Source organism: Paenibacillus sp. 01T422, assembly GCF_056398785.1.
Window position 1 is genome coordinate 1 of the sequence record NZ_JBFTQB010000103.1, and the last position, 11,601, is coordinate 11,601.

Genomic DNA, 11,601 nt, shown 5'->3' on the forward strand with positions numbered 1-11,601 from the left:
CGGTATGTGCATGCGTTCATGAATGCAAATCTAACCACTTGGTGATGCTATGGATTGGAATAAGGCACTAGAATTGGCATATATCGCACCGAACTCCGACTGTCAATTGATTGTTGTCGGTGAGTCCAAAGACGGACAGCCTTTTTGCTATGAAGATAATTTCTACATTGATAAAATCGGTGAAGATTCGTTCACTGTTTGTTTAGAGCTCTCTGGCGTGTTTCCATTCGACAAACTAGAACATGTTTCTTTTATTGAATTTTCTTTTAAGGACCGTGGGATTTTATACTATACGCACGTGGAGTTACTTCAACTTGAGTTAAAAAAAGCGATTTGTTACCTCACGCTATCTATTCCCGAAGAGATTCAGCAGCATCAGAACCGACAGCACAACCGGGCCAAGATCTCCCTTCGAACACCCATTACCCTTCAAATTGTCGGCATTCGCGGCTTATCCGCACGCAAGGGCGTCGCTTTCTCTGGACAGCTGCTTGATATAAGTGCAGGGGGTCTCTCTTTTGTTACGACTAATCGGCTTTTTTATCCCTTATTTCTGGAATTCAGCTTCCTTTTGTCAGGGTTTCCCCACCCCATTACCGCCTATGGCGAGATTGTAAGGGTGACAAATTTCAGCAACGATTCCTATCGTGTTGCTGCCAAGTTTCGGCATACACCTGAATCCATCCTGCAAGAAATTGACAAATACTGCACGCTTCAATAGGAGGAAAACGATTGAAATACAACGTCATTGAACGAGGCGATGATATCTCCAAGGAGTTGACAGCGCGGTTCCATGCGCTCGCCGCTGAGCAAGGTATGGCAAGGGATGAAGAAAATCCCGACATTGTCCTTTCCATTGGTGGAGATGGGACGATGCTGCAAGCCTTTCATAATTATGTACATCGACTAGATCACATTGCCTTCGTCGGGCTTCACACCGGACATCTGGGCTTTTTTGCAGATTGGAAGCCGCACGAATTAGATCATCTAGCTTCACTAGTGTTCAATGTGAAAACCCCTGATGACCTTCATGTTGTGCAATATCCCGTTGTTGAGATCGAAATAACGACCGAAAATGGTGTGGAGACGCATCTGGCTCTCAACGAATTTACACTGCGAGGCATCGAAGTATCGCTTGTTGCGCGTCTACACATCAACGACGAAATGTTCGAGATGTTCCGTGGTGATGGCATCTGCATATCCTCGCCAGCGGGGAGCACAGCTTACAACAAAAGTTTAGGCGGAGCGATGGTGCATCCCTCTCTGGAAGCCATTCAAGTCGCAGAGATTGCATCCATTAACAATAGAGTTTACCGAACTCTAGGATCTTCGATGATTCTACCAGCACATCATCACTGTGACATTTATCCGAAAGCACATCAGAATATGCTGCTTTCCCTTGATCATAAGTATATGCAGCGCAACGATGTCGTTTCCATTCGCTGCCGAGTTGCTTCCCATGTCAAAGTTAAGTTTGCAAGATTCCGTCCTTTCCCTTTCTGGAACAGGGTTCGTGAAGCTTTTGTGGGATTAGAATTAAAATAAACCAAAAAAAGACGCCTTCCCTCTCTTTCGAGTAGGAATGGCGTCTTTTTACTATCTACTATGACGTGGTCGTCGAAGGCTCAGAAGGTACCTGCTGTTGCTGCTTATTTCCATTTACTTTTTCAATAATGAAATAAGCACAACCAAAGTTGCAATACTCATTCAAGTAATCCTGAAGAGCGGCAATGGAGGTTTCCTTCGTTGCTTTGGGGTGGATTTCCTTGAAGAAACCTCTCAACCTTAATTGGCTGTACCCCCAATCGCCAACAATATAATCATAACGCTCTAATACTTCGCTGAAGCGTTCTTTGAAAACTTCAAAGTTCCAGCCATTTTTATGGTCGGTAACGAGCTCATATGTTTTATTGGCAATATGAATCATGATGGTAAGAAGCTCTCCTTTCTATGACCCGTTCGTGTTCTAAACGTTCGATGCCGATTTAACCTGCTCATGGGCATGGTAGGAGCTGCGTACCAATGGCCCAGACTCAACATGCTTGAATCCGCGCTTCATGCCTTCTTCTTTTAGTAGAGCAAACTGCTCAGGCGTGTAGTATTTGGACACGGCTAGGTGAATCGTTGATGGCTGCAAATACTGTCCAATTGTCATAATGTCGCAATCAACTGCACGCAGATCGTCCATCGTCTGCAACAACTCGTCCCATTCTTCCCCTACACCAATCATGACACTAGATTTGGTTGGGATGCTTGGGGCAATACGTTTGGATCGCTGAAGCAGCTCCAGCGAACGGCGATACTTCGCCTTGGAACGAACGCGGTCTGACATGCGCTCCACTGTCTCCATATTGTGATTTAGAATATCAGGCTTCGCTTCAAGAACAGTAACCAGAGACTCTTCACGACCCAAGAAATCAGGAATCAGCACTTCTACAGTGCAAAGTGGTAGTTTGCGACGAATCGCTTTGATGGTTTCTGCGAAGATCATCGCGCCGCCATCCTGCAAATCATCACGTGCAACAGAGGTTACAACGCAATGACGCAGCCCCATTTGTAAAGCAGCGTCAGCCACACGTTCCGGCTCTTGCAGATCAAGCTCCGTAGGCAGGCCCGTTTTCACAGCACAAAAACGGCACGCACGCGTACAGATGTCACCCAAAATCATGAACGTAGCCGTGCGATTCGCCCAGCACTCATGAATGTTTGGGCATTTAGCTTCTTCACAAACCGTATGCAGCGTCTTCGAACGCATCATTGATTTTATTTCTTTGAAATTTTCATCTGTTTTCAGATTAATTTTTAGCCAGTCTGGTTTTCTCTCTAATGGTTTTGTAGGCATTATATTTCCCGCCTTTTATTTGGTTTCTCAATGTTGTTATTATATCATGAAAGCCTGACAAAACAATCCACTTTGCCAGCCAGTTGTGATACACTTATCTAGATGGACCAAAACAGCTCAGCTATTTACATATAGGCTGTATGGGAGGAAAGAAACATGAGCATACAAGAAGTAACGCGCGAGAAGGATCGCAAGCTTGGCGAAATTTTAAGAGGCATGGGTCGTGTATTGATTGCCTTCTCAGGCGGAGTAGACAGCACTTTTGTCCTCAAGCGTGCGCAGCAAGAGCTCGGTGATCAAGTTCTAGCGGTCACAGCCGCATCCGAAACATTCCCTTCGCGGGAATTCGATGCAGCCGTCGAACTTGCTGAACAGATTGGTGTCCCAATGTACAAAACAGAGGTCAAAGAATTGGAGAATGCTAATTTCGTCGCCAATAATCCGGACCGCTGCTACCATTGCAAAACAGGTCTTTATTCACATCTGCAGCAATTAGCCAAAGAATTAGGATATCCCTACATTCTGGATGGCTCAAATATGGACGATCTCGGTGATTACAGACCGGGGCTGCAAGCAAAAAATGAGCAAGGTGTCCGCAGTACGCTACAAGAGGCTGGGATGACCAAGGATGAAATCAGACAGCTTTCCAAAGAATTAGGTTTACGCACTTGGAATAAACCATCTTTTGCTTGTCTGTCCTCCCGTATCCCCTACGGTACACAGATTGAGAAGTGGAAAATTGACCAACTGGACGAAGGCGAGTACTTCCTCTCGCAGCTTGGTTTATATCAAGTCCGCGTACGTCACCATGAGAAAATTGCCCGGATCGAAGTGATGCCGGATGAAATACATAAAGTGGTGGAGCATCGCGACGCGATCTATGAGAAGTTCAGTAAGCTCGGCTTTACTTACGTAACGCTGGATCTGCAAGGCTACCGAACTGGCAGCATGAACGAAGTGCTGTCTAAGGAAACCAAAGAAAAGGTGAAAGAAGCATCCTTATGATGGACTTGGAAAAGATTTTGAAGCTCGTACAGACGGGCGATCTAGACGTCGAAGAAGCCAAAAGGCAAATCATCAAAGAGGGCGCCGGCGAAGGACCCGGCAACCTTGATCTTGGATTTGCCCAGCTGGACATCGATCGCGAGAAGCGCACTGGCTTCCCCGAGGTTATTTTCGGGGAAGGCAAAACCGCCGAGCAGATCGAGGCCATCTTTCGGCGGCTGATGGAACACACCGACCGCGTGCTGGCTACGCGTGTCGACGCGGTCAAAGCCGCCCATGTAGTTGCCGCCGTGGAAGGTGTCACCTACCACGAAACAGCTAGGTCGCTCACTTGGTTCAAGCGACCGATGTTGAAAGTCCACGATGGCTACATCGCCGTCGTGTGCGCAGGCACCTCCGACCTCCCCGTGGCGGAGGAGGCCGCTCTTACGGCAGAATGCCTAGGCAGCCACGTTGAACGCGTGTTCGACGTCGGTGTAGCCGGCATTCATCGGCTCTTCCGCCGGCTGGACCTTATTCGCGGTGCTAACGCGATTGTGGTCGTCGCCGGCATGGAAGGCGCGCTCGCCAGCGTGCTAGGCGGGCTCGTATCCAAACCTATCGTCGCTGTACCGACGAGCATCGGTTATGGCGCACACCTTGCAGGGGTGGCTCCGCTCTTGTCGATGTTGAACAGTTGTTCGCCTGGTATCTCTGTCGTGAACATTGACAATGGCTTCGGAGCCGGCTACTATGCAGGGCTCATTAACAAAAATATGTCGAAACGAGCGTGAGATTCGTACCATGCGTATTCTATATTTGGACTGCTTCTCCGGAATCAGCGGCGATATGACACTTGGCGCTTTGGTTGATGCAGGGGCAGACCGGACTTATATTGAAAGTGAACTTACCAAAATTAAGCTCGAACCGTATGTGCTGGAATGGAAGCGTGTAATTAAGCGCGGAATTTCCGCACTTAAATTGGACGTAATCCTAGATCCGGAGCATCCGCCGAAGAAACATCGTCATTACTCCGAAATCGTCAAAGTCATTCAAGAAGCCGGATTTAATGACCGTGTAACATCACTCAGCTTAGCCATCTTTGAGAAAATTGGTATCGCTGAAGCGAAAATTCACGGGATCCCAGTTGAAAAAGTGCATTTCCACGAAGTCGGAGCCATTGACTCCATTGTCGACATCGTAGGTGTTGCCTTGGCTATCGACTCTTTGCAAATCGAGCGTATTTTTGCATCTCCTGTACCGTTAGGCTCAGGAATCATTCATATTGATCATGGAACATATCCAGTTCCCGCTCCGGCAACTTTGGAAATGATGCGTGGTTTACCCATCGCTTCCACAAACCATAGCCTTGAGATGACCACGCCAACTGGCGCAGGTATTATTTCTGGGATTGTGGACGAGTTCTCCAAAAGTTTTCCACCAATGATCGTAGATACAATTGGATACGGGGCAGGTACAAGGGATTTACCGAATCAACCTAACGTTCTTCGTGTCGTGGTCGGTAAAGTGGATCCTTTCATCGGAAAATGGCAAGTTGGCCATGAGCACATCGCTCATGAGCATAACCATAATCATGGCCATTCCCATGATGATCACCATCACCACCATGATCATCATCACCCGCATACTCACGATCATCAATAACAACAAAAGCCTCTTCCTGAACATTAGGAGGAGACTTTTTTGCGTTGCAGCATAAACTGCGTTCTAACTTCTTCATAGACCATTTTTAACGGAACTTGGTACTCTCTAGCTACCTGTTCACATTCTTTAAATTCAGGGGCATACTGCACTAATTTACCTTGGTGATAACCTACTTTTACAGTTAACAATCCCCATTTGGTATCCACTTGCTCAAATTCTCTAGCTAATCTATGACAGGAAGCCTTCATATATCGAATGCCCAGCGTCGTTGTTTCGCTAAAGATAACATCCTCAATGAAAGAAAGGTGTGTCGCTTCTACCAGCACATTCAACATAATGCCTGGCCGTCCTTTTTTCATAATAATCGGTACCACATAGACATCATTAGCTCCGACATCGAAGAGCTTGTCCATAATATAAGAAACCCACTCTGGATTCATATCATCCAGGTTCGCCTGAATTAACAGCATCCCATCGTCAATATGCTCTTCCCTATGATTAAAGCTCACCATTCTCACCTCATACAGGCATCATAGCAAAAAATGGGTAACAACGAAAGTTGTAAGGATAAACATCCACGGAAGAGTACATCCTAAGAACTAACATTTCAGGAAGGATGATAGTGATGAAAAGCAAACCTTTTTGGGTGCGGGTTCTAGCTTGTTGCCTCCTCCTATCAGTAGCCGAATCAGGGACTCATTCACGAATGGCAGCCTCCCAAGCTGCTGCATCTGAACAGTCTTATGCCCCAGCTTCGCCGAAGGTTAACGCCAACCTGAACGCTGAGCGGAAAGAACTTTTTGAAAAAACGAGTATAGTTTCCGACATTCCCTGGGCTTACTTAGCCGCTGTTGATCAATATGAAAGAACAATGAACATTGCTAAGAAAAGACCCGTACACAAAGGAATTACAAGCATCTATTTTCCAGAATCAGATTGGGCCGGCATGTTAAATCCAGATCAACAGGATACGAATCCGAAAAGCATTTCCTTTTTTCACGGCTACGGGCGAGATGGTTCGGGAGATGGGGTCGCAGAACGAAACAACGATTTGGATCTATTAGCTTCAATGGCCTTTCTCATGAGTAAAAATGGAACGAAAGAGGAAAATTTACTCATTAACTTATGGAATTATTATCAAAACTCGCGCAGTGTCGAGCGCATCAAACAATTCGCTACTATTTTTAACACACTTGGTACACTCGACCTTGGGGAGCATGCATTCCCACTGCCAGTGAGCGCAGATTATTCCTATCGCAGCACTTGGGGTGATAGCCGCGGATGGGGAGGGCACCGTTCTCATGAAGGAACGGATTTATTCGCCCGGCACGGAGTGCCTGTCAGAAGCACCTGCTATGGCATAGTGGAAGTGAAAGGCTGGAATCCATATGGCGGTTGGCGGATTGGCATTCGTGATGTGAACAATATTTACCACTACTACGCCCATCTATCTGGTTTTCAAAAAGGTCTTAAAGAAAATGATATTGTTAAACCCGGTCAAACCATCGGTTGGGTTGGCAGTTCAGGTTACGGTAAGCCCGGAACATCAGGGAAATTTCCACCCCATCTCCATTTTGGGCTTTATCGGGATAATGGTTTAACAGAATGGAGCTTCGACCCATTCCCTTCTCTTCGGAAGTGGGAGCGTGAAGATCGCAATAAAAGAAGAAAATAAGCCGCTCCCTTTATGGGGTCGGCTCTTTTTGTATCGTTTCTTGGGACTGAACTCCTTCATTCTTCGGTGTCGTTGTTCCGACATTCGGAATCTGTGGAAGTGATAAGCTTGGCAAACCTGCATCCTTATTACTACCCACAGGATTCCCTTTGTTATCGTAATAATAAGTAGGAACATCCCCTACCACTAGGGAATATGAAATAGGAATTTCTGTTTCTACGACCTCTGTATCCGAATCAAAGGGAATAATGACCGACACTTCTGCAATAATGCGTACATAGACTTCAAACATTACCATATTGATTCCCGCATTTTGGGAACGTGTATTTAGATCAACTTTCACATTACCGACCGGCAGCAGCCTAATCGGGATATCTGGACCAAATGAAGAGAGAATCGCGCTGTTCATCGCTTGCCCAACTGGTATGTGCTCAGATATGGATTGTAAATTATCAAGCTCACCTTGTACGGTTTTTATCGTATCGGATGTGATGCGCATATGCTCATTATAATTTAACATGAAACCTGTTATTTTTCCGTTTTTATCCATTTTCCAATCAATAAGCTGCTCTGCTTTTGTATTCCCTGCCACATGATCCGCAATGGCGCTATTAATCGCTTGTGTAGCAATCTGCTTAATTCGAACTTTCGCTAAGTTCATCAGTGGCGGTCTAAGATTACGATCAACATAGATAAACAACTGCACACAAAATAAGACAAAGATGAGAAGACTGATCAACAGCACCTTTTTGCGGCTTGATTTCCCTGTAGGTCTGCTTCTCCACCGTCGCCTTTGCAGCATCCCTTTCCCCCCTTGCCCCGCTTGCCCCGCTTGTCATTAGTACTACCTTATGCGGACATGAAGTGAAAAAGAAGCCTATGAGCTGTTCTTCTTCCTACTGCTCTTACTGCTTCTTACTGCTTCCTACTGCTTCCTGCCGTTTCCCGCTGCTTCCATTGCCGCAAACTGTCCCTCGCCCCCCACCACTGTTCTAACGCTCAGATGCTATGGACACTATCCCATTCACTCAGAAGTATAAAAATGATTTTAAATATAATTTTTTCCAAAAATGTATTGAAATAAGAACGCATGTTTGCTATTATTTAAACAAGAACATAAGTTCTGGATTTCATTTTAGGGGAGGACTAGATGGATTTTTCTCATATGTCTTTCGAACAGTTCAAGGGTCACTTCTCCAATGAAGATCATTGCTCGCAGTATATTTTTCATATGAAATGGCCTGAAGGCTTTATCTGTCCGAGGTGCAGCCATCGACATGCCTATATAACCAAAACACGTAGACTTCCTCTGTATGAATGCAGCAAGTGTCGATTCCAATCTTCCCTAACCTCAGGAACCATTATGGAAGGCAGCCGAACGGAGCTGTACAAATGGCTGTTAGCCATATTTCTTGTCTCCCGTACTGATGAAGGTACTACAGCTACGAGTCTTTCCAATCTCATTCAGGTTACTTACAAAACCGCTTGGCTGATCCTACATAAGATTCGTTGTTTGATTCAAAACTCCGACACCCAGAATCCCCTCTCTGGCTCCGTTCGTATTCATTCAGCCACATATGGCCGTCCATTCAATCCATCTGTTCACAGACACCCGCAAGAGCACCTTCTTCTCGTAGGTTCATCAAACAGTGATACGTATGGATCTAGCTATCTCAAAATAAAGCACGTTCTGCTCTCAACCCCAAAGGAAAGACATATCTCTCGTAACGAAATTCATACATTTCGCAAGCAGCATGTTATAACAGAGACTCAGAATATCGAGGTTATTACTGGTTTCTATACTCCAAAACGCCAGCGCCCGTTGCTCGAGATCGCCCGACAAGCTAGCAACTGGATTAACCACAACTTCCATGGCCTTGGGGCCAAACACTTGCAAGCTTATCTAGACGAATTTTGTTATCGTAGAAACCTCACCACAAGAAATATTTCTTTTTTCACTCATTTAAGCCAGCTTTGTTTCTCCAGGACAGAGTACACTTGATCTGAGTCAAGGGGATAGTGGCAATATACGGTGCCAATATGAATAAAACCACCTTCAAAGGAAGGTGGTTCAGGGATATGCATGTATTAGTGATAGGAAGGTACTAGGGCTGTACCGCCTAGACCAGATGGTGTATTGCTTGATTTGCTAATGGCGATTTTGTCCACTTTAGCTCCATCTTCCCTTACCTTGATATAAAGTGTGTGCGAGCCAGCTGATAGCGAGATCGAGCTACTAGGTTTTTTCCAAGCCCAACTGGAACTTCCTGTTGTCACTTGTTTGCTGCTGCCAGCATCGACTGCCACATTAAAGCTATCTGAGCTACCATCAGGACCTTGTGAAAGTAAGAAGATGTAGAATGAACCCCCATTTGTGACTTCAAGATCGTATTTAATGTAGTTCGTCTCACTGTCGCCGGAGCCGTTAGGTGTTTCCATATTCACTGCCCCTGAACAGGCAGAACAAGCTGCTTCAATAAATGTACCGTTTTTGGCAGTGAATTGCTCAGCTTCAATATAGGATACAGCACTTCCATTTACGTTGTAGTAAAGTGCGCCCGTTCCAGAACCGCCGTTGGCAAGCGTAATTACACTGACTGCTGTACTTGCTGTTGACACGTTACCAGCCGTATCCTTAGCAATAACCGTATAAGTGTATGACGTAGAGGCAGTGAGCCCTGTATCTGTATACGAGTTAGAGTTCGATGAACCAACCAAAGCACCATTGCGGTAAACATCATAGCTTGCAACACCCACATTGTCTGTAGAAGTCGTCCACCCCAGCTTTACTTGGGTACTAGAAAGTGCTGAAGCAGTTAATCCTGTTGGGATTGATGGGGCAGTTGTATCTGGGGTTAGTGCCACTGGCGCATAACGTTCCATAATCAAGCTTGTTTTAAGCACATCAGACTCAACCAACCAGCCTTTCGTGCGAAGCAGGTTAATTAAATTAGTTCTTGCACTCGTTGCTTCGCTTAGACTATCCGTTTTAAATGATGCTTCGACGATGTCTTCTGTTCCTGTTTTAGCTGCATTTAAAATAGTCCAGATTTCAATGTCTAATTCTAGATCATCGAAGTCTCCTTTATATCTTTTGAAATCGATAGGTCCGTAAACAACCGAGTTGTTTAACTGTGCTGTTCCCCAGCCCGCACTAGTCCAATTCGTAAATTTGCTAGGTATCCATGTATTGGACACGATAGCTTTTGGCTGAGGAACCCGTTGAGAATTCACTGCGTACACTACTCACTAAGTTATGGCTCGAATCCACAACAATGCTTGGTGCCAAATTAAGTTTGACTTCATAGCTTGGAGTTCCATTCGCAGCAGATGCCGGTTTAGGCGACATCAGTCCGCCAGTCATAAGAATAGCAGCAGCGGTTGTTACTATGATAGCTTTAGACAGCTTTTTCATATGAATCATTTCCTCATCTCCCATGATTATCATAGTTTTAAATGATTAATAACGATCCATAATCAGCTGAGTTTTCAAAGAATCTTGGGCCAAAAACCATCCTTTTCCCTGTAAATACGTAACGAGCTCATCATGTTTGGCTGAAGCTGTCGTTTGACTTGTTGTTTTGAATGATGCTTCAACAACATATTCTGTCCCTGTACCAGCTGCATTTCGAATTGGCCACACTTCGATGTATATTTGCTGGCCGCTCCAAGTACCAATCGAGCGTTTGGCTAGCACTGGTCCATAAATTCGGGAGGAAGAAAGTTTGCTAGTTCCCCATCCGCTTGAGACCCAGTTATTAAATTTATCAGGTGCATTGTTGATAAGAAGACTGCGTGAATCAGCTTGATTAGGAAGATCCATACCGCTATAACCTGATTTGCTGCCACTTTTGGAACGAGTGATACTCAAAGTTTTCTTTTGGTAACCCCATTCGATTTGAGCTTCATACCCAGTATCTCCTGAATTAAAGCCCTCTTGGTTAGCTAAAGTTAGCGCGCCATTAATATCATTCGAACGACATTCGGATTAAGCAGAAGTTTKACCTCATAGTCCGGAACCATATTACTTGCAGCCGATGCAGGTTGAGGTGCTCCTCCAAATCCAACTAAAGCGCTTGTTCCTACGAGTGCAGCCATAACCAACTTTAATGCCTTTTTCTTAAACATGAATTCAACTCCTCTACGTTTTTGGAAAGGTTTCCCTCTCAGACAAGAGCATAAAGAAGTTTTGTCATTGGATTGTCAGCTGAACATGTGTTTTTTGTAAAAGAATTTACTCGCTCTGGACAGAATCGCGCAGGTATTGGAAAAAACTATCAAAAAAAGAGGAACGAATCCGATCTTCGTTATACGTGAAATAAATGTATCGTTTAAAAGGATTTTGAGGAATTTCACGATACACCAGCTCATCTCGCTGCATCTCTTTCGCTATTGCTATTTTAGAAATAATCGAGACGCTATCACCGGTTAAGAC

16 protein-coding genes are annotated in these 11,601 nt (G+C 45.1%); 7 read left to right on the plus strand and 9 right to left on the minus strand.

Annotated features, from left to right (window positions below):
* The first annotated feature begins 49 nt into the window (after positions 1–49).
* A complete protein-coding gene (locus tag AC1DUA_RS08065) occupies positions 50–721 on the plus strand; it encodes a PilZ domain-containing protein (RefSeq protein WP_477499237.1) in 672 nt (223 codons plus the stop codon).
* An 11-nt stretch (positions 722–732) separates the two neighbouring features.
* Complete coding sequence (locus AC1DUA_RS08070) at positions 733–1,545, plus strand: NAD kinase (RefSeq protein ID WP_477499238.1); 813 nt, start codon at positions 733–735, stop codon at positions 1,543–1,545.
* 58 nt (positions 1,546–1,603) lie between these two features.
* Here the strand turns inward: AC1DUA_RS08070 and AC1DUA_RS08075 are convergent, their stop codons facing one another.
* Together AC1DUA_RS08075 and lipA are read right to left on the minus strand one after the other, a co-directional pair.
* Positions 1,604–1,927: a YutD family protein gene (locus AC1DUA_RS08075; protein ID WP_127453036.1), complete on the minus strand. Its 324-nt coding sequence runs from the start codon at positions 1,925–1,927 to the stop codon at positions 1,604–1,606.
* 39 nt (positions 1,928–1,966) lie between these two features.
* On the minus strand, positions 1,967–2,842 hold the full coding sequence (gene lipA / locus AC1DUA_RS08080; RefSeq protein WP_477499239.1) for a lipoyl synthase: 876 nt from the start codon (positions 2,840–2,842) through the stop codon (positions 1,967–1,969).
* Positions 2,843–2,998: 156 nt separating this feature from the next.
* Between lipA and larE the strand changes: the two genes are divergently transcribed.
* The 3 genes from larE to larC are packed head-to-tail and all read left to right on the plus strand — an operon-like array spanning position 2,999 to position 5,491.
* Positions 2,999–3,847: an ATP-dependent sacrificial sulfur transferase LarE gene (larE, locus tag AC1DUA_RS08085; protein WP_477499240.1), complete on the plus strand. Its 849-nt coding sequence runs from the start codon at positions 2,999–3,001 to the stop codon at positions 3,845–3,847.
* The gene (gene larB, locus AC1DUA_RS08090) at positions 3,844–4,620 is read left to right on the plus strand and encodes a nickel pincer cofactor biosynthesis protein LarB (RefSeq protein ID WP_477499241.1); all 777 of its coding nucleotides are present in this window, start codon (positions 3,844–3,846) and stop codon (positions 4,618–4,620) included. Before larE ends, larB begins: the two co-directional genes overlap by 4 nt.
* A 10-nt stretch (positions 4,621–4,630) precedes the next feature.
* Complete coding sequence (gene larC / locus AC1DUA_RS08095) at positions 4,631–5,491, plus strand: nickel pincer cofactor biosynthesis protein LarC (RefSeq protein ID WP_477499242.1); 861 nt, start codon at positions 4,631–4,633, stop codon at positions 5,489–5,491.
* A gap of 23 nt (positions 5,492–5,514) precedes the next feature.
* Here larC and larC2 read toward each other — a convergent pair whose 3' ends face one another.
* Positions 5,515–6,003, minus strand: coding sequence for a nickel pincer cofactor biosynthesis protein LarC2 (larC2, locus tag AC1DUA_RS08100; RefSeq protein ID WP_477499243.1), 489 nt, complete (start codon positions 6,001–6,003; stop codon positions 5,515–5,517).
* Positions 6,004–6,197: 194 nt separating this feature from the next.
* On the opposite strand from larC2, the gene AC1DUA_RS08105 reads away from it, so the two are divergent.
* A complete protein-coding gene (locus tag AC1DUA_RS08105) occupies positions 6,198–7,166 on the plus strand; it encodes a M23 family metallopeptidase (protein WP_477499244.1) in 969 nt (322 codons plus the stop codon).
* A 10-nt stretch (positions 7,167–7,176) separates the two neighbouring features.
* On the opposite strand, the gene yunB is transcribed toward AC1DUA_RS08105, so the two are convergent.
* The gene (yunB, locus tag AC1DUA_RS08110; protein ID WP_477499245.1) at positions 7,177–7,968 is read right to left on the minus strand and encodes a sporulation protein YunB; all 792 of its coding nucleotides are present in this window, start codon (positions 7,966–7,968) and stop codon (positions 7,177–7,179) included.
* A 363-nt stretch (positions 7,969–8,331) separates the two neighbouring features.
* Here yunB and AC1DUA_RS08115 point away from each other — a divergent pair, with 363 nt between their 5' ends.
* Positions 8,332–9,168 (plus strand): transposase, encoded by an 837-nt coding sequence (locus AC1DUA_RS08115; protein WP_477499251.1) that lies wholly within the window; start codon positions 8,332–8,334, stop codon positions 9,166–9,168.
* A gap of 86 nt (positions 9,169–9,254) precedes the next feature.
* On the opposite strand, the gene AC1DUA_RS08120 is transcribed toward AC1DUA_RS08115, so the two are convergent.
* The 5 genes from AC1DUA_RS08120 to AC1DUA_RS08140 form a co-directional block, all read right to left on the minus strand.
* The gene (locus AC1DUA_RS08120) at positions 9,255–10,400 is read right to left on the minus strand and encodes a fibronectin type III domain-containing protein (protein ID WP_477499246.1); all 1,146 of its coding nucleotides are present in this window, start codon (positions 10,398–10,400) and stop codon (positions 9,255–9,257) included.
* Positions 10,342–10,590: a hypothetical protein gene (locus AC1DUA_RS08125; RefSeq protein WP_477499247.1), complete on the minus strand. Its 249-nt coding sequence runs from the start codon at positions 10,588–10,590 to the stop codon at positions 10,342–10,344. The genes AC1DUA_RS08120 and AC1DUA_RS08125 overlap by 59 nt, the downstream gene beginning before the upstream one ends.
* A gap of 36 nt (positions 10,591–10,626) precedes the next feature.
* A complete protein-coding gene (locus AC1DUA_RS08130; protein ID WP_477499248.1) occupies positions 10,627–11,037 on the minus strand; it encodes a hypothetical protein in 411 nt (136 codons plus the stop codon).
* A gap of 80 nt (positions 11,038–11,117) precedes the next feature.
* Positions 11,118–11,294, minus strand: a complete 177-nt coding sequence (locus tag AC1DUA_RS08135) for a hypothetical protein (RefSeq protein ID WP_477499249.1) — start codon at positions 11,292–11,294, stop codon at positions 11,118–11,120.
* A gap of 106 nt (positions 11,295–11,400) precedes the next feature.
* Positions 11,401–11,601: LysR substrate-binding domain-containing protein (locus AC1DUA_RS08140; protein ID WP_477499250.1), on the minus strand; the 201-nt coding region annotated here is incomplete at its 5' end.